Raw genomic sequence first — 19540 nt, 5'->3', positions numbered from 1 at the left:
ATGGAAAAAATATGGTTTAAGAATTACCCTCCCTATTCACCACAAACAATTGAAACTAATCAATACGAATCGTTAGTCGAAATGTTTGAAACGGCGATACAGCGTCATCCTGATATGCCGGCTTATATTAATATGGGGCAAATTCTGACCTTTCGTAAATTAGAGGAACGGAGTCGATCATTTGCAGCCTATTTACAAAATGAATTGCGTTTACAGAAAGGCGATCGTATTGCGTTAATGATGCCCAATTTATTACAGTATCCTATTGCCTTATTTGGTGCTTTGCGTGCGGGGTTGGTAGTGGTGAATGTGAATCCACTTTATACCCCACGTGAATTAGAGCATCAGCTAAATGATAGTGGAGCAAAAGCGATTGTCATTGTGTCTAACTTTGCGGCCACATTAGAAAAAGTGGTTTTTAATACCAATATTAAACATGTTATTTTAACTCGAATGGGTGATCAGCTCTCATTTGGTAAACGTACGTTGGTTAATTTTGTGGTTAAATATATTAAGAAGTTAGTGCCTAAATATAAGTTGCCCCACGCAGTAAGTTTTCGTGAAGCTTTAAGTATTGGTAAGCAAAGACAATATGTCAAGCCGACAATTAACAGTAGTGATCTTGCGTTTTTACAATACACAGGTGGGACAACCGGTGTGGCTAAAGGTGCAATGCTGACGCATCAAAATCTTATCGCTAATATGATGCAGGCAAAGTGGATTGTTGAACCGTTATTAGGAAGCTCTCCTAATCTTATCGGGGTTGTACCATTACCGTTATATCATGTGCTTGCATTATCGCTAAACTGCCTATTATTCCTTGAATTGGGAATTACAGGCTTATTCATTACTAATCCTCGTGATATTCCGGGCTTTATTAAAGAATTAAAAAAATATCGTGTTTCTGTGATTACAGGCGTAAATACCCTTTTCAATGCCTTATTAAATCATGAAAGCTTAAAAGAAGTTGATTTTTCTTCGTTGAAATTAAGTGTAGGTGGTGGTGCAGCGATTCAATCTAATGTTGCTAAACGTTGGCATGATTTAACGGGTTGCCATATTATTGAAGGCTATGGAATGACCGAATGTTCCCCATTGATTTCCGCAACGCGTGGCGATTCTCAAGAATATTCAGGTTCTATTGGTGTTCCTGTACCTAATACCGATATCCGTATTGTAGATGATGAAGGTAATGAGGTGCCGCTTGGCGAACGTGGCGAGCTATTAGTAAAAGGTCCTCAAGTTATGTTGGGCTACTGGAATCGCCCGGATGAAACAGCAGAAGTATTGAAAGATGGTTGGATGGCGACGGGGGATATTGTTGAAATGGGGCAAGATCTTAATTTACGCATTGTCGATCGCAAAAAAGATATGATCATTGTGTCGGGTTTTAATGTTTATCCAACTGAAATTGAAGAGGTTATCTCACAAAATCCGAAAGTTAATGAGGTAGTAGCGATTGGTGTGCCAAATCCGGCTTCCGGTGAGAGCATTAAAATTTTTGTAACGAAAAAAGAGGAAAGCCTGACACGTGATGAATTGCGTACTTATTGCCGCCAATTTTTAACCGGCTATAAAATCCCACGAGATATTGAATTCCGTGATGAGCTACCAAAAAGTAATGTAGGCAAAATTCTTCGTCGAGTATTAAAAGATGAAGAATTGGCAAAAATCAAAAATAGTGCATAAATTCTTTCAAAGGGGAACTTAAAATGAAAATTGTTGAAGTAAAACACCCGCTTGTAAAGCATAAATTAGGCTTAATGCGTGAGGCGGACATTAGCACCAAAGATTTCCGTGAGCTTGCAAATGAAATAGGCAGTTTACTGACTTATGAAGCAACCAAAGATTTGGAGATGGAAGAAGTTGAAATCGATGGTTGGAGTGGCGATAAAGTTGCAGTTGAGCGTATCAAAGGCAAGAAAGTCACAGTTGTGCCTATTTTACGAGCTGGCTTAGGTATGATGGATGGTGTGTTAGAGCATATTCCAAGTGCCCGTATTAGTGTTGTAGGCATTTACCGTGATGAAGAAACGCTACAACCTGTGCCTTATTTCAAAAAATTAGCTAATGATGTAGACGAGCGTTTAGCCATTATTACCGACCCAATGTTAGCAACCGGTGGTTCAATGGTTGCCACTATCGATCTGCTAAAAGAAGCAGGTTGTAAACATATCAAGGTATTAGTTTTAGTTGCAGCACCTGAAGGAGTTAAGGTTTTAGAAGAAGCCCATCCGGATGTTGAGCTTTATACCGCTTCAATTGACAGCCATTTAAACGAAAAAGGCTATATCATCCCGGGTTTAGGCGATGCGGGCGATAAAATTTTCGGTACGAAATAATTTTCTCATCTCAATACACAAGCGGTTATATTTGCAAAATTTTTTACAAATATAACCGCTTGTTGTTTCTATCTTATCTTAGCTTTTAGCAATCTTTATCGGCAATTTCTTCAAGATTATCCACTTCAGGTGGGTTATCGCATAACCAATTTGCTAAGCGCACATAATCTTTAATGGTTAAATTTTCTGCCCGTGCGGTGAGGTCAATTTCCAATGCTTCAAGCTGCTCTGCACTAAAAAGTGTAGAAAGGGCATTACGCAACGTTTTACGTCGTTGGTTAAAAGCTTGGGTGGTCACTCTATTGAGCCAGTAAACATCTTTTACTGGGTAAGGTAATTGTTTGTAAGGTACTAAGCGAACTACGGCAGAGTCCACTTTCGGTGCAGGCTTAAAGGCAGTTGGCGGCACTTCAAGCACAGGCATTACTTGGCAGTAATATTGTGCCATAATGGTTAATCTGCCGTAAGCTTTGCTATTTGGGGCGGCACATAAACGTTTTACTACCTCTTTTTGCAACATAAAGTGCATATCTTCAATCAAATCGTGGAATTTGAATAGGTGGAACATCAACGGCGTTGAAATGTTGTAAGGCAAGTTACCAAATACTCGTACTGCTTCATTTTCAGCTAAATTCAAACTTTCAAAATATTCACGAAAATTAAAACGTAGAGCATCTTGTTCAATCACGGTTAATTTTTGATTTAGGAATGGGTGATGACGAAGGCGTTCTGCTAAATCACGGTCTAATTCCACTACCGTTAATTTATCGACAAGCTCTGCCACAGGCTCGGTTAAAGCACCTAAACCCGGGCCAATTTCTAATAGGAACTGACCATTTTTAGGGTTGATTGCAGAAACAATACCATGAATTATATTCATATCGTATAAGAAGTTTTGCCCGAAACGTTTACGAGCGGTATGACCTAAATGTTTTTTGGAATTTGGTGAACTCATTTTTATCCTTTTTAGTAATAAGAAAAGAACCCCGCAAGGCGAGGTTCTTAGAATATCTTTGTATTATTGACCAATGTATTGAATATTTGCAGTGCTTCTTAATGCTTTAATCCAATCTTTAGAGGCCTCCTCAGCTTGTTTGGTCACTAGTTGCTGATAAGCTCTTTGGTGATAAGCATCTTCGGTTCTATCTCCTTCACGGGCATCGGTAATTTTAAGAATATGCCAACCGAATTGCGATTTAAATGGCGCAGAAATTTGATCTTTTTTCATTTTTGCAGCTACATTTGCGAATGCAGGATCATAAATATCTAAGATATTAAAACCTAAATCCCCGCCATCTGCAGCAGAAGCATAATCAACAGAGTTTTCTTTTGCAGCTTGTTCAAAAGTAGTCTTACCGGCTTTGATATCAGCAGCTAAACTATTTAATTTTGCTTTTGCTTGTGCGTCATTTAAGATCGGGTTAGTTTTAAGGAGAATATGGCTTACGCGGTGTTCTTTACCTAAAACCGTTTTGAGTTTGCCAGCTGCTTTATCTTTTGCCATTAATTCTTGGGCTAAAGATTTAACTTGCTCTGGTGCAACTTGAATAGATTTGCTGATACTGATATGGCGAACCTGTTCCATTGCCATTTGTTGAGCAATATTGCGTTTAAATTGTTCAAGTGTAATGCCTTGATAGTCTAAAGCGTCTAATAGCTGGCCATAGGTAATACCGTTTTGGATAGCCACATTTTCAACCGCTTGGTTAACTGATGAAGGGCTAATTGTAATACCCGCTTCTTTGGTGACTTGTTGAACCAACATATCATCAATCACTTGATCAATGGCAGCACGGTGAGCAGCTTCAGACACTTTTTTCTTGCCTAAAATACGTTGCACTTGGCTGGCCATCACTGGTGTATCATTAACTAAAGCTACAACGCGTTCTTCAAAAGCGTGAGCAGTTTGGGTAAGACTAAATGTAGCAACGGCTACAGCAAATAATGATTTTACTAATTTCATTTTTATAACAATCCTAGTGGAGATAATAAGTAATACCTTTCATTAGAGATAATTTTATAGAAAAGGTTCACTAAACTTAAGCAGTTTCTTCATTCAAAGCAGGAACTAAGACCACTTGATTAATTCCATCATAATGTGATGTTTGAACTTGAATCTGTTCATTTTTTGCCGTAGGAATATTTTTCCCGACATAATCTGCTCGAATTGGTAACTCACGATGTCCACGATCGACAAATATCACTAGCTCAATACGAGCAGCACGCCCAAAATCTAGCAAAGCATCTAATGCGGCACGAATGGTTCTGCCGGTAAATAACACATCATCAACCAAAATTACTTTTTTACCATTGAGATTGAGCTGATTATCAGCACCGGTAAAAACCGGATCCTGATAAATTAAGTCTAAATCATCACGATAGAAAGTAATATCTAATGCCATACTGGGTAAATGGATATTAGATAACTCAGCTATACGTTTTTGAATGAATTCAGCAATTTCAGCTCCTCGGCGTTTAATACCTACAATAACCACATTTTGCATATCTCCGTGTTTTTCGATAATTTGATGCGAAATACGAGATATCGTTCGCTGAAATTGCTCAGTATCAATTATGATTTTTTCCATAGTCATTATAATGCTTGAATTTTCTTAATTACATTGGTAGTAGAGCAACCGTTCTCAAAGTTTAGTACCTTAACCTCTCCACCGTTTGCCCAAACTTCTTGACTGCCTGCAATCTCTTCCGGCTTATAGTCTCCCCCTTTGACTAAAAGATCAGGGAGAATTTCACCGATTAAACGTTGTGGCGTATCTTCATCAAAAGGCACAACCCAATCCACAGAGGCTAAGCCCGCTAATACTGCCATACGAGCCTCTAAATTGTTAATTGGGCGAGATTCACCTTTTAAACGTTTAACCGAATTATCCGTATTAACAGCCACAATTAAACGATCACCTAATTTACGGGCATTTTCTAAATAGGAAACATGCCCCGGGTGAAGGATATCAAAGCAGCCATTGGTCATTACGATTTTCTCACCACGTTTTTTAGCTTCATCGATAATTACTTTTAATTCTGCTTCAGAAACGACTCCAAACCCGGTTTCAGCACGTTGGTGTACTGCATTTTCAAGCTCAACAGGGCTTACAGTTGATGTACCTAGTTTACCGACTACTACACCTGCTGCTGCATTAGCTAAATAGCAAGCCTCTTCATAAGGGCGACCATCTGCAATGGCTGTTGCAAGTACGCTGATAACAGTATCACCGGCACCGGTTACATCATAAACTTCTTTAGCTTGGGTTGGTAAGTGGTAAGGTTCTTTACCGGCACGTAGCAAGGTCATTCCTTTTTCGGAACGCGTGACTAACAAGGCTGAAAGCTCAAAGTCTGCAATCATTTTTAAGCCTTTTACTACAATATCCTCTTCATCTTTACAATGTCCAACTACCGCTTCAAATTCTGACATATTTGGTGTTAGAAGCGTTGCCCCACGATAGCGTTCAAAATCTGTGCCTTTTGGATCGATTAGCACAGGCACATTCGCTTGGCGGGCAATTTGAATCATTTGCTGTACCGATTCTAATGTACCTTTGCCGTAATCAGATAAAATCAAGGCACCGTAAGCGGTAATTTCTTGAGAAAGTTTTGCAAGTAGAGCACTAGAGTCTACATTATGGAAACCCTCTTCAAAATCTAAGCGTAATAATTGTTGATGACGCGATAAAATCCGCAATTTTGTAATAGTTGGATGGGAATCAATCGCCACACAGTGGTTTTGGATATTATATGAATTGAGCAATTTATCTAACGCATTGCCGGCATCATCTTGTCCAATCAAACCGTGCAATGCCACAGGCACACCAAGGCTTGCGATATTCATCGCTACGTTTGCCGCACCGCCTGCACGCTCTTCAATATCTTGTACTTTTACTACCGGTACCGGGGCTTCAGGCGAAATACGATTAGTTGCGCCAAACCAGTAACGGTCTAACATAACATCACCAAGCACTAACACTTTTGCATTATTAAATTTCGGAGAATATTGCATCATCATAGTTTTGCTCCTTTATCAAATTTCCCTTTCTTTTTTCTACAGTTCGAAAGGGAGATTTGTTTAATTATTTCTTACTTTTTTTAATAAACTTCATCAAACGCTTGCGTTTACGTAATTGGTTTGGTGTGAGTTTATTTTTCTTACCGGCAAATGGGTTATTCCCTTCTTGGAACAGAATGCGAATTGGCGAGCCGATAATTTTTAAACTCTTACGGAAATAGTTGCTCAAATAGCGTTTATAAGAGTCTGCTAATTTTTCCACTTGGTTACCGTGAATCACGATGATTGGTGGATTATAACCACCCGGGTGGGCGTATTTTAATTTGACTCGACGACCATTAACCAATGGAGGCTGATGCTCATCTGCCGCCATGCGCAAGATTCGGGTGAGCATTGAGGTTGAAGTTTTTTGGGTTGCACAAGCGTAAGCTTCTTTAACAGAATCAAATAAATTACCAACACCTGAACCGTGTAATGCAGAAATAAAATGCACACGGGCAAAGTCAATAAAATCTAAACGGCGATCTAATTCGGATTTCACTTGATCTTTAATATCTTGCGATAAACCGTCCCACTTATTTACCACAATCACTAAAGAGCGACCGGCATTTAATATAAAGCCTAATAGCGATAAATCTTGGTCTGAAATTCCTTCACGAGCATCAATAGTTAAAAGCACCACGTTAGCATCTTGGATAGCTTGTAAGGTTTTAATTACCGAGAATTTTTCAACCGCTAAATTGACTTTACCACGCTTACGTACGCCCGCGGTGTCAATAATAGTATATTGCTGACCATCACGTTCCATTGGAATATAGATAGAGTCACGAGTGGTGCCCGGCATATCGTAAACCACCACACGTTCTTCACCTAAAATACGGTTGGTGAGGGTTGATTTTCCTACATTTGGTCTGCCGACAATCGCAATTTTGATGTTCTTATCTTCAATGGATTCTTCAGCTTCTTCTAAGGCTTCATCTAATAGTGCGGTATCTTCTTCATTCTCAAAGTCGAAGTCGGTATCCCATTCATCATCTTCATCACTTGCAGAATTCTCATCATTTTCGACCGCTTGTTCGGCATTAAGCTGTTCGCCAAGAGGGGCTAACACCTGCTCGATAAGTTGTGTTACACCACGCCCTTGAGCAGCAGCGATTTGTTCTACTTCGCCTAAGCCAAGTTGATAGAATTCAGCACAGTGGGAATCAGCATCAATGCCGTCTGTTTTGTTTGCTACTACTACAGTCGTTTTTTCACGCTGGCGTAAATATTGAGCAATGCCAATATCTGCAGGCAATAAGCCTGCACGGGCATCGACTAAAAATAGTACTACATCGGCTTCTTCAATCGCCAGTAGCGACTGTTCTGCCATTTTTTCTTCCACACCTTCTTCCGTTCCATCAATACCGCCGGTGTCGATCACGATAAAATCATAGCCACCAATATTAGCGTGGCCATATTTACGGTCACGGGTTAAGCCGGGGAAATCGGCTACTAAGGCATCACGGGTGCGGGTTAAACGGTTAAATAGGGTTGATTTACCAACATTTGGTCTGCCGACAAGGGCAACAACAGGAGTCATTTTATATCCTTCTAATATTCAATCATTTGCAATTGCTTTGCAAAAATTGGCTCATTATAGCTGAAATTTGAGTAATATGAAATTGCGAGAAAGCGAGAATGCACAAGCGGTCGTTTTTTATCAATTTTTTGCTGGAGTGAGTAATTGTAAAAAATTCGCGAAAAATAACCGCTTGTATCCTCTTATTTGAACGATTAATTCTATAGGTAAACTTTGTTCTTCAATAGCAAATATTGAGCAGAAAGTCAGATGGATTGGTGTATAATAAGCAGAGTTTTATATTCAGTTTATCCAAATTTCCTTAATTTGATTTAAGATAGGTTAGGGATATTGAGGGAATTATTTGATGAAGAAATCATTTATTTTTAAAAAAATGGTGTTGGTTTCGCTGTGTTCCTTACCTTTAGCGAATATGGTAAATGCACAGACACCTTTGAGAGATATTTTACAGGTTGCGTTAGTCACAGATCCTACTTTAGATGAGGCGCGAGCTAATATTGGGGCGGCAGAAAGTCAGAAAAAGATTTCTGAAGCGGGGCATCATCCGATTGTGTCGGTTTCCAATACGGGAGTAATTGCTCAAAAACGTACTTATTCTAGTGAAAGACGTTCCGGTCCGGCAATTAACGGTAAGCTTAATCTTTATTCTTGGGGAGCAGTTGAGGCTGAAATTGAACGTGATCAGCATAAGCAGGATTATTTCCAACATAAATTTACTGAAACCAGAGAGCAAGTCGGGCGTCAGATTGGTGAGCTATATTTAACAGCATTGCGTGCAAAAGAAAATATTGCCATTTATAAAGAGAGTTTAAAACGACACGATAAGTTAATCAGAGATCTAAAAGTGATTGTGAGCTATGACGGTGGTCGTGCTTCGGAGTTAAATGAAGCTTTATCACGGCGTAATCAGACAGAGGCGATGCTTTTGCAGTTTGAGCGAACTATGCACAATGCTTTAAGTCGTTTGAGTCGTTATACAAGCAAAATGCTAACGGAACAAGATTTAATGGATCCATTTGCTAAGGTGTCTGCTGAGCAATTTATTACCCAATATCATAACTCAAATATTGACACAAATCCGACTTTTTTGGCACAGCAAAAAGAGTTTGAGAGTGCTAAGGCAGGGGTTGAAGCAGCTAAAGCCCGTCGTAAGCCTGCAATTAATTTAGAAGGTTCTGCCAGTCGCCTTGAGCGTGAGATTTATGTTAATGTGTCATGGGATATCTATAACCCTGCCAGTAAATATCAAGAGCAGCAAAGTTATTATTCTCAAAAAGCGGCTGAGGCAAAATTGCAGGAAATTGAGCTAGAGGTCTCGCAACAGGGTAGGACGGCTGAAATTGATATGGTTCGTAATCAAAAATTGGCACAGGTTGCGAATAAACAAATTAGTTTACAGAAGAATGTAGTAAAGGATACTGAACTTCAATTTGAGATTGCTATGAAATCACTGATTGATGTGTTGGATGCTTATCAAGAATTAACGGCAGTGCAAGCTACGGAAGTTTCGGCTCGTAATGATTTCCGTGATGCGGCATTGCTTTATTTAGTTTCACAATCTCGAGTTTCGGCTTGGGCCGGTGTAACTTCCCTTTCTCTAAAATAAAGAGTAAAAGAAAGAATGAAATCAGTAATTGAACATATTTCATTAGTAACCCAAATATATGGCAACCCTATTGCTCAAGAAGCATTGGCTGCTCAAGTAGTAAGGGATGCTTCTAATAAAGTGAATTTTTATTCGGTGGTTGAAGTTTTACGTAGTTACGGGTTTGAAAATTCGATTTCAGCTCGTCCATTACAAGAGATTCCCAGCCTTTCTGTACCTGTTGTGGCTATTTTAAAAAATGAAGAAGCGGTTGTTATCACTAAAATTGAAGGGAAAGGGTTAGACCGACGTTACACCATTCGACAATCCGGTGATGGGGAGCAAATTTTAGAACATCGTACATTGGAGGAAAATTATTTAGGCTACTGCTGGTTTATTAAGCCTAAAATGGCATCTGATGTGCGTTCGGAACTGCCTGAATACCATATGCCTAAATCATGGTTTTGGAAAGTGATTTGGCGTTTTAAGAGCTATTATTATCAAGTTATCCTTGCCAGTTTTATTATTAATTTTTTGGCTTTGGTTAGTTCATTGTATGTAATGAATGTTTACGATCGTGTTATTCCAAATCAAACTTACGAAACATTATGGGCGCTAAGTATCGGGGTAGTAATCGCTATTTTCTTTGAGTTTATCGCAAGAATAATTCGAGGTCATTTGACTGACGTAGCAGGAAAGAAAGCGGATCTGATTATTAGTTCGGCTCTATTTAGGCGAATAATGGCGTTGCGGTTAATCGATAAACCAGTTTCGTCTGGCTCTTATGCCAATAATTTACGTGAATTTGAATCGGTGCGTGAATTTATGACCAGTGCGAGCTTATTGGCATTGGTGGATTTACCTTTCCTATTTTTGTTTATTTTTGTGATTTATTTGGTGGGCGGCATATTGGCGTTTGTGCCAATGGTAATGATTGTGCTGGTTTTAGTAGTCGGCTTTGCGGTACAACCTAAACTATCAGCCTTTCTAAATGAATCTATGCGTGAATCTTCTCAGCGTCAAGGTTTGATTGTTGAAGCACTTGATGGTATTGAAACCCTTAAGTCAAACAATGCGGTAAATTGGGCTCAGCAGCGTTGGGATAATTATACGGCAAAAGTTTCTGCTTCCCAGATTAAGGTTAAGGATTTAAGTAACTTTGTAACGAGCTTTGCCACGAAAATTCAGCAACTTAATACGGTTTGTTTAGTGGTCTTAGGTGCCTACATGGTACATGCTGAATCAGAGGCTAATCGTATTACAATTGGTGCAATTATTGCCTCAGTATTACTTTCCGGGCGTGCGTTATCACCGGTTGGACAAATTGCTTCATTGGCTATTCGTTTCCAGCAGGCGAAATTAGCATTAAAAGGTATTGATGCGATTATTGAGCGTCCGATTGAGCGTGATGTTGCTCGTCAATACATTACGCTTAAACAAGTATTTGGTAAAATCGGGTTCCAAAATGTCTCTTTTCAATACAATAAAGAGGTAGCTGATGTTGTCAGCGAGCTAAATTTAACCATACAAGCGGGTGAAAAAGTGGCGATTTTAGGCAAAATCGGCAGTGGTAAAAGTACTTTGCTTAAGCTTGCCTCAGGCTTATATGAGCCAGTAAAAGGTGGTGTGAGTTTAGATGATGTGGATATTCGTCAACTCGATCCAAATTATTTGCGTAGCAAAGTAGCTTTATTAGGGCAATCTGAGAGATTATTTTTAGGTACTTTACGTGAGAATCTTGAGATGGCTCGGATGGATAATTTATCTGATGATAGAGTATTGGTTTCAGCTTTACAACGTTTTGGATTATTGCCTCTAATACAAAAACATCCTAAAGGATTAGATATGCCGTTGGGTGAAAATGGCATGGGATTATCTGGTGGGCAAAAACAGTTATTGGCTTTAGCCCGCATGACAATTAAAGATCCAAAAGTTGTTTTGTTAGATGAACCTACCAGTGATTTAGATCAATCTTCGGAAGAGATGGTGTTAAATGCATTGGCACATTGGTTGGCTAATAGAACCTTGGTGGTGGTGACTCATCGTCCTCAGGTATTGAAGTTGGTTAATCGAGTTATTGTGATGGATAATGGCAAAATTGTTATGGATGGCCCGAGAGATGAAATCCTAGCCCGTTTACAGAAACAGCCACAAGCTAAAAAACAGGAACCTGCTACTACAGAATCTAAGGAAGTATAATGAGTAACAATCATTCAATTGAAAAAGTGAAAAAGTCGGATTTATCTCTGATTAACGATTTAAATGCGGCATTGCAGGTAGAAAAACATCATAAATCTTTTGCGGTCATTATTCTTTTTTCCATTTTTTTGGCAGTATTTGTCATTTGGGCTTATTTGAGTCCGCTTGAAGAGGTTACCCGTGGTCAGGGAAGCGTGATTCCAAGTAGCCGAGAGCAAATTGTGCAGAGTTTAGATCCGGGTATTATCAGAGAAATGAAGGTAAAAGAAGGAGATATTGTTGAAAAAGATCAAATCTTACTTACCTTAGACGATACTCGTAGTTCTGCGATTTTGCGTGAAAGTGAAGCGAAAGTACAAAACTTAGAAGCGATAGTTAGCCGTTTACGAGCGGAGGCTTATGGCATTGCTTTAAAATTTCCGGATGATATTGCCAAAGAAGTGAAGGAAAGAGAGCTTGCTGCTTATAACGCTCGCCGCAAAGCAATGCAGGATAGTATTGCTGGCTTATCTAAAAGCAAGGCGTTATTAGATAAAGAGATTGCTATCGTGCAACCTATGGTGAAAAAAGGGGTAATGTCAGAAGTTGAACTCTTAAGAATGCAACGCCAGTCTTCAGATATTGCCCAGCAGATCACCGAGCGGAAAAATAAATATGCTGCAGATGCAAGTAATGAATTAGTTCAATCGGAATCAGAGTTGGCACAGGCGCGTGAAAATATGGTTATGCGGGCAGATCCTGTAGAGAGATCGCAAATTAAAGCTCCATTACGTGGTGTGGTGAAAAATATTAGAATCAATACTGTTGGTGGAGTGGTTCAAGCGGGGCAAGATATTCTAGAAATTGTACCGCTTGATGATAAGTTGATTGTTCAGGCCTATATTAGCCCTAAAGATGTCGCCTTTATTCGCACAGGACAAGATGCTTTGATTAAAGTGAGTGCCTACGATTACTCAATTTATGGAGGACTAGAAGGGAAAGTTATTTTAATTAGTCCTGATACCTTACAAGATGAAAGACGACCAAGTGAGTTAAAATTAAATGCCGAGCAATCTTATTATCGTGTTTTAGTAGAAACTTCAGACAGCTATATTACTGATAAAGCAGGGAATAAATTAGATATTTCTCCCGGAATGACGGCAACTGTGGATATCAAAACCGGTGAAAAAACAATTTTCCAATATTTAATTAAGCCGATCACCAGAATGAAGCAAGCTTTACAGGAAAGATAACTTAAAAGACGATTAAAAATAAATACCTTTAATAGTTGCCTATTTAAAGGTATTTTTTTATTCATCAATCTTCAAATCTTAGTGCTTTTGAGAAACTTTGCAAGCCGGTGGAGTTTCCATTCTTTGCCATAGCTTGTAATGCCTGAGTGGGAGCATGTAAAAGTTGGTTAGTTAGTTTATAACTTAACTCATGTAGTACTTTTTCGCTATCCTGTCCTTGGCTTATTGCTTGCAGTGCTTTTTCCAGCAATTCTTGACGGATTTGCTCCGCATCTTGACGGTAGCGTTTAATTAAATCACTCGATTGTTGCTGTTTAAGCCATTCAAAAAAAGCTTTACTCTCTTCTTTAACAATCTCGGCTGCTTGTTTAGCGGCTTCCTCTCGCTGAGCCATATTACGCTGAATGATATTTTGCAAATCATCTACGCTGTAAGCATAGACACCGTCTAACTCTCCGGCTTTCTCATCAATATCACGTGGTACGGCAATATCAATGAGTAGCAATGGGTCAAATTGACGCTGTTTTTGGGCAATACTTACCATCTCTTGGGTAATTAAGGTATCAGGACTGCCGGTGGAGCTAATAACTACATCTGCTTGGTTTAAACCTAATTGCAATGCACTAAGCGAGAGAATTTGCATTGGTGCATTTAATTTTTCCGCCAGCATTTCTGCGCGAATATGAGTACGGTTAGCCAGCATAATATTTGTCGCACCGTGTTGGATTAAATAGCGAGCGACCAGCTCAATGGTTTCACCAGCCCCGACAAGCAAGAAACGTAATTTACCGAAATTATCAAAAATTTGGCGAGCCAAGCCACAAGCAGCATAAGCAACTGATACTGCTTGACTACCGATTTCTGTTTCAGAACGCACCCGTTTTGCAGTGGCAAAAGTCCGTTGGAATAAGCGGGAAAGTTTAGTAGAAATAGTCCGCTGATGTTGTTGATAGAAATCTTCGCTATATTGATAAGCTTGCTTAACTTGCCCGAGAATTTGAGGCTCGCCTAAAATCAGAGAATCTAAACCACTTGCTACTTTCATAAGATGGTTAGCTGCCTCTAAGTTCTGCTTGAAATATAGACATTCCAGCAGTTCGGTCTCATCTAGCTGATGGATATGAGCAAACCATCGTAAGCATTGTTCACGCCATTGAATATTTTCAAGGCTGTTTTCTTGAGGCGAAATATTCGGCTGATGAAAATAGAGTTCTGTACGATTGCAAGTTGAAAGAATAACAACACTATCAGCTAAGCCATTTTGTTGGATTTGTTCAAGAGCCAGCTCACGTTTGTTATCTACAAACGCGACTTTTTCCCTCAATCCGACGGAGGCGGTTTTATGATTAATACCTAAGGCTAAAATTGTCATTACTACCCACAAGCGTAAATACGCGATTTAAAATAAAAACACAAATATTGTAATCAAGAGCGTAAGTCTGTGCAAATGATTGTGCCAATAGGTTTGATTTATCACAATGTTATTACCTCTTAATGAGTAATGTGATTTCAAGGTTGGCATTAAATTTTCATAAAAGGATAAATTTTTTTTGAAATTCCACGTATAATTAGCCTTCATTTCGAGCTGTCACAAGCGGTTATTTTTTCGTGAAATTTTACAAGGAGGCTGAATGGTTGCAATTCGTTATTCCCACCAACTTGACCCGAATAATTTTGAATTGGCGAGTTGGAGTGCGAGCTTGAATATGTCGCCGGTTACCTTTGAAAAAATTCAACAGGCTTGGTTATATGCTCAAGAAAAACTGGATACCGATTACAGTTTGATGTGGTATGGCATCGAAATGGTGGAGGTACTGCACGGGCTGAATATGGATGATGACAGCCTCGTTGCAGCCTTACTATTTCCTCTCGTTAAGCACAATATTATTGATTTGGTTCAATTAAAAGACGATTTTAGCAATCAAATTAAGAATCTGGTGAAAGGTGTTCTCGAAATGGAGAATATTCGCCAATTAAGTGCTAACAATGTCTCAGATCTACAAATTGACAATATTCGTCGAATGTTGCTTGCAATGGTTGATGATTTCCGCTGTGTGGTTATCAAATTAGCCGAGCGGATTGCCTATTTGCGTGAAGGTCGCCACCACTCGGAAGAAGATACGGTGCTAGCTGCTAAAGAGTGTTCACATGTTTATGCACCTCTTGCTAACCGTTTAGGCATTGGTCAGCTTAAATGGGAGCTGGAAGATTATTGCTTCCGTATTCTTCACCCTATCTCTTATACCCAAATTGCCAAATTTGATTTAGCTGAACGCAGATTAGATCGTGAACGCTATATTGCAAATTTTGTGGCAGATTTGACCGCTTGTTTATCATCTGAAATTGATAATGTACAGGTTTATGGTCGTCCGAAGCATATTTATAGCATTTGGAAAAAAATGCAGAAAAAGCGTTTGAAGTTCAATCAGTTGTTTGATATTCGTGCTGTCCGTGTCATTGTTCCTACCTTGGAAGATTGCTATACCGCTTTGGGCATTATTCATACCAAATACCAACATCTGCCGGAACATTTTGATGATTATATTGCAAACCCGAAGCCAAATGGCTATCAATCTCTGCACACTGTTGTGTTAGGTGAGGGTGATAAAACGATTGAAGTCCAAATTCGTACTCAACAAATGCACGATGATGCAGAACTTGGTGTCGCCGCTCACTGGAAGTATAAAGAAGGCGCGACAGCAGGGCGTTCGGGTTATGAGGAAAAAATCGTTTGGTTGCGTAAATTACTTGAATGGCAAAATGATCTTGCCGATTCCGGTGATATGGTGGCAGAAATGCGTTCACAAATATTTGATGATCGTGTTTATGTGTTTACGCCAAGAGGTGAGGTAATTGATTTACCACAAAAAGCTACACCCCTTGATTTTGCGTATGCGATTCATAGTGAAATCGGACATCGTTGCATTGGGGCAAAAGTAGCCGGTCGAATTGTACCCTTTACTTATCATTTACAAATGGGTGATCAGGTTGAGATCATCACTCAAAAACAACCAAACCCAAGCCGAGATTGGCTCAATCCAAATGCGGGGTTTGTAAATACAGGCAAAGCTCGCTCGAAAATCATTGCTTGGTTTAAAAAATTAGATAGAGAAAAGCATATTCCAATTGGTAAAGAAGCTCTTGAAGCGGAGATGGCGAAATATAGCTTTACCCTTAAACAGATTGAAGAATATGCTTTGCCTCGTTACAACCTCAAACAGTTTGATGATTTATATGCAGCTATTGGTGGTGGTGATATTCGCTTAAACCAACTGATGCACTACCTGCAATCTAAATTAATCAAACCGACTGCTGAGCAAGAAGATGAGGCAGTGTTAAAGCAGGTCAACAAAAACAGCAACCAGCCGAAGCAAAGTAAAGGCTATGTGATTGTTGAAGGTGTAGGGAATTTAATGCACTCCATTGCCCGCTGTTGTCAGCCGATTCCAGGCGATGAAATTGTCGGTTATATTACTCAAGGGCGAGGGATCTCCATTCATCGAGCCGATTGTGAACAACTATATGAGTTGCTCAGTATTAATCCTGAGCGGGTTGTTGAAGCCGATTGGGGAGAAGGCTATTCTTCGGGACTAAGTTTGACTATTCGCGTGATTGCTAATGACCGCAACGGTTTATTACGAGATGTAAGTGCAATCATGGCAAATGAGAAAGTCAATGTGCTTGGGGTATCCAGCCGTACTGATGTTAAACGTAGCATTGCCACCATTGATATGGAAATTCAGCTCAATAATGTAGAAATTTTAAATAAATTATTAGCCAGAGTGGCTCAATTAGATGATGTGATTGAGGCAAAACGTCTATCCAGTTAAGCGCATGGAATTTGTAAAATTTTGATAAAAAACGACCGCTTGTCGGATTAAAAAGAGAACAATAATGGAAAAATTAGTGATTTTAGGCTCAACCGGATCTATTGGGAAAAGTACCTTAGCGGTTGTAGACAAAAATAAAGAAAAATATGAGGTTTTTGCTTTAGTAGGGGGAAGAAATGTAGCGTTGATGGCGGAACAATGTCAACAATATCAACCCCAGTTTGCGGCACTAGATGATGAAGATGCTGCTTTAGCACTTAAAAGCGAGCTATCGAAATTAAAGCTAAAAACAGAAGTATTAGCTGGACAACAAGCGATTTGTGATCTTTCTGCGCATCCACAGGTGGATATGGTGATGGCGGCAATTGTAGGCGCAGCCGGTTTATTGCCGACGCTTTCAGCTGTGAAAGCGGGTAAAAAGGTTTTATTGGCAAATAAAGAATCGCTGGTAACTTGTGGGCAGCTTTTTATTGATGAAGCCCGTCGGTCAGGCGCAAAATTACTGCCAGTAGATAGTGAACATAATGCAATTTTCCAAGCCTTACCACCAGAAGCACAACAAAAAGTCGGTTTTTGTCCGTTATCTGAACTAGGAGTGAGCAAAATTATCTTAACCGGTTCGGGTGGACCGTTTAGAACCAAGCCATTAACTGAGTTTGATAGCATTACCCCGGCTCAAGCGGTGGCTCATCCAAATTGGTCTATGGGTAAAAAGATTTCGGTCGATTCGGCAACGATGATGAACAAAGGCTTAGAATATATCGAAGCTCGTTGGTTGTTCAATGCTAGTGCCGATGAGATGGAAATTATTATCCATCCACAATCTATTATTCACTCAATGGTGCGTTATGTGGATGGATCTGTGATTGCTCAAATGGGAAATCCGGATATGTGTACTCCGATTGCTCACACAATGGCATATCCGAATCGTATTGATGCAGGTGTGGCGCCGTTAGATTTCTTTAAGCTAAAAGAATTGACTTTTATTGAACCGGATTTTTCTCGTTATCCAAATTTAAAATTAGCTATTGAAGCCTTTGCTGAAGGGCAGTATGCAACAACTGCTATGAATGCGGCAAATGAAATTGCTGTTGAGGCATTTTTAAATGAACAAATTCGTTTTATTGATATTGTAAACATAAACCGGGCTGTGGTTGAAAATATCGCACCAATTCAAGTTAAAGAAATTGCCGATGTGCTACATATTGATAAGTTGGCAAGAGAGTTAGCTAAACAAGCTGTGATACAGCTATAATTCTAAACGCATAGATAAAAAAATGCCTACAAATCTGTAGGCATTTTTTATGAGTTAGTTTGCTTTTTTGCTGATGGTTACACCGGTAAATCCAAAGATAAGGGTTAGGATTAAGCAGAGATAGCAGAAGAAAGCATAAGGCAAATAATCAAGTACAGAGACATTTAGTACGCTACTGATAAATACGCCACAAACGCTCCAAGGTACAAGTGGGTTGATTACCGTGCCAGCATCTTCCAATGTGCGTGAGAGGTTTTTCGGTTCTAAGCCTAAACGTTCGTAAGTTGAACGGAAAGTATTGCCTGATAATAATAGGCTCAAATATTGTTCTCCGATTAAGACATTAATTCCCACCGCAGTACTTGCTACTACAAGCGTAACTCGCCCTGTACTGGTTAAGAAACCTTTGATTCCTTCAAGTAAAGCCGGTAATACGCCAAGAGCTTGCAATAATCCACCTAAACTTAGTGCTAATACTACAATACTGATGGTAAAGAACATACTGTTAATGCCGCCACGAGAAATTAGTGAGGCAACTTCACCTAGGTTTAAGTTTTCCGCAGGTTTGTACCCTGTGAAAAAGTAAGAACCGAGTTGTTCTAGGCTAGGAGAGCTATGTGTGTAAGTAATAATAAGTGATAATACAACAGTAGTAACGATAATATAGATTGAATTTACACGTTTTATTGCCATTAAAATTAAGGTAGCGAAAGGCAGTAATGAATAACCATGAATTAACCCTGTGGCTTGTAAATTCGTTTTTAAGTTTTCAATATTAGCGAAATCGTATACATCAGCAGGTTCGGTTAATAACCAAAGGAAAATAGCAGTCAAGATCCATGCAGGAATAGTGGTGTACATCATATTGCGAATATGCGCAAACATATCAATACTTACCGTTGAAGCTGCGATAGCTGTGGTATCTGAAAGTGGTGACATTTTATCGCCAAAGAATGCCCCTGATACTACGGCACCAGCGACAATTGCAGGATTAGCTCCGAAAGCTGAACCCATTCCAATAAAGGCAACGCCGATAGTGGCTGTTGTGGTTAAACTACTTCCTAATGCAACACCTGTAATAGAGCTTAATGCAAAAGCTGAAATATAGAAAAATTCAGGTGAAATACTGGTTAAGCCGTAATACATTAAAGTGGGAATTGCGCCGGACATCATTAATGCAGAGACTAATAACCCGATGAAAAAGAATAAATAAATAGCCCCAATACCAGACATTAAGCCTTTAGCCATACCTTCTTGCATATCTTTAAAGGGAATTTTATTGACTAAGCCGAAAAGTAATAAGGTAATGACAACCAATAAAATAGAAATTTGAGGAACCCAACCTAATTTGATCATGGTTACCCCCAAAATAAAAACAGTGATAATAGACAATAACACTGCGGTACTTGGTTTTAGCTTAAGCAGGTAGCTATTCATGTGTACTCCTAAGGTAATTTTGATTTTCTGATGCTTAAAACAAGGTTTGCATTATAG

14 protein-coding genes are annotated in these 19540 nt (G+C 39.3%); 7 read left to right on the top strand and 7 right to left on the bottom strand.

The genetic code is table 11. From position 1 onward, the window contains the following. Entirely contained in the window at positions 1-1689 is a 1689-nt protein-coding gene (gene fadD / locus A4G16_RS05550) for a long-chain-fatty-acid--CoA ligase FadD (protein WP_165889049.1), read from the top strand. A 23-nt stretch (positions 1690-1712) separates the two neighbouring features. Further along, positions 1713-2342, top strand: a complete 630-nt coding sequence (gene upp, locus A4G16_RS05545) for a uracil phosphoribosyltransferase (protein WP_027074362.1) — start codon at positions 1713-1715, stop codon at positions 2340-2342. A gap of 85 nt (positions 2343-2427) precedes the next feature. On the opposite strand, the gene rsmA is transcribed toward upp, so the two are convergent. The 5 genes from rsmA to der all read right to left on the bottom strand — a co-directional run bounded on the left by rsmA (position 2428) and on the right by der (position 7945). Further along, positions 2428-3297, bottom strand: a complete 870-nt coding sequence (rsmA, locus tag A4G16_RS05540; RefSeq protein ID WP_165889048.1) for a 16S rRNA (adenine(1518)-N(6)/adenine(1519)-N(6))-dimethyltransferase RsmA — start codon at positions 3295-3297, stop codon at positions 2428-2430. Positions 3298-3360: 63 nt separating this feature from the next. Next, a complete protein-coding gene (locus tag A4G16_RS05535; protein ID WP_165889047.1) occupies positions 3361-4305 on the bottom strand; it encodes a peptidylprolyl isomerase in 945 nt (314 codons plus the stop codon). A gap of 76 nt (positions 4306-4381) precedes the next feature. Next, positions 4382-4930 (bottom strand): bifunctional pyr operon transcriptional regulator/uracil phosphoribosyltransferase PyrR, encoded by a 549-nt coding sequence (gene pyrR, locus A4G16_RS05530; protein ID WP_165889046.1) that lies wholly within the window; start codon positions 4928-4930, stop codon positions 4382-4384. Positions 4931-4935: 5 nt separating this feature from the next. Continuing rightward, entirely contained in the window at positions 4936-6363 is a 1428-nt protein-coding gene (hldE, locus tag A4G16_RS05525) for a bifunctional D-glycero-beta-D-manno-heptose-7-phosphate kinase/D-glycero-beta-D-manno-heptose 1-phosphate adenylyltransferase HldE (protein WP_165889045.1), read from the bottom strand. A 64-nt stretch (positions 6364-6427) separates the two neighbouring features. Next, on the bottom strand, positions 6428-7945 hold the full coding sequence (gene der / locus A4G16_RS05520) for a ribosome biogenesis GTPase Der (protein ID WP_165889044.1): 1518 nt from the start codon (positions 7943-7945) through the stop codon (positions 6428-6430). A gap of 346 nt (positions 7946-8291) precedes the next feature. Between der and A4G16_RS05515 the strand changes: the two genes are divergently transcribed. From A4G16_RS05515 to A4G16_RS05505, 3 genes are read left to right on the top strand one after another with little or no spacing between them, the layout of a single operon-like run. Next, entirely contained in the window at positions 8292-9551 is a 1260-nt protein-coding gene (locus A4G16_RS05515; protein ID WP_237052356.1) for a TolC family protein, read from the top strand. 15 nt (positions 9552-9566) lie between these two features. Beyond that, the gene (locus A4G16_RS05510) at positions 9567-11729 is read left to right on the top strand and encodes a type I secretion system permease/ATPase (protein ID WP_165889043.1); all 2163 of its coding nucleotides are present in this window, start codon (positions 9567-9569) and stop codon (positions 11727-11729) included. Further along, entirely contained in the window at positions 11729-12961 is a 1233-nt protein-coding gene (locus A4G16_RS05505; RefSeq protein WP_165889042.1) for an HlyD family type I secretion periplasmic adaptor subunit, read from the top strand. Before A4G16_RS05510 ends, A4G16_RS05505 begins: the two co-directional genes overlap by 1 nt. A 64-nt stretch (positions 12962-13025) precedes the next feature. On the opposite strand, the gene hemA is transcribed toward A4G16_RS05505, so the two are convergent. Continuing rightward, positions 13026-14333: a glutamyl-tRNA reductase gene (gene hemA, locus A4G16_RS05500; protein ID WP_165889041.1), complete on the bottom strand. Its 1308-nt coding sequence runs from the start codon at positions 14331-14333 to the stop codon at positions 13026-13028. Positions 14334-14592: 259 nt separating this feature from the next. On the opposite strand from hemA, the gene relA reads away from it, so the two are divergent. Together relA and ispC are read left to right on the top strand one after the other, a co-directional pair. Continuing rightward, positions 14593-16791, top strand: coding sequence for a GTP diphosphokinase (gene relA / locus A4G16_RS05495; RefSeq protein WP_165889040.1), 2199 nt, complete (start codon positions 14593-14595; stop codon positions 16789-16791). Positions 16792-16855: 64 nt separating this feature from the next. Next, on the top strand, positions 16856-18046 hold the full coding sequence (ispC, locus tag A4G16_RS05490) for a 1-deoxy-D-xylulose-5-phosphate reductoisomerase (RefSeq protein ID WP_165889039.1): 1191 nt from the start codon (positions 16856-16858) through the stop codon (positions 18044-18046). Between the two features lie 54 nt (positions 18047-18100). On the opposite strand, the gene nhaC is transcribed toward ispC, so the two are convergent. Next, positions 18101-19501 (bottom strand): Na+/H+ antiporter NhaC, encoded by a 1401-nt coding sequence (nhaC, locus tag A4G16_RS05485; RefSeq protein ID WP_257793006.1) that lies wholly within the window; start codon positions 19499-19501, stop codon positions 18101-18103. Positions 19502-19540: the final 39 nt, after the last annotated feature.

It is taken from the genome of Mannheimia granulomatis (assembly GCF_011455695.1).
In the GTDB taxonomy this organism is placed as follows: domain Bacteria; phylum Pseudomonadota; class Gammaproteobacteria; order Enterobacterales; family Pasteurellaceae; genus Mannheimia; species Mannheimia granulomatis_A.
This window is presented reverse-complemented; position numbering and strand designations above follow the sequence as displayed.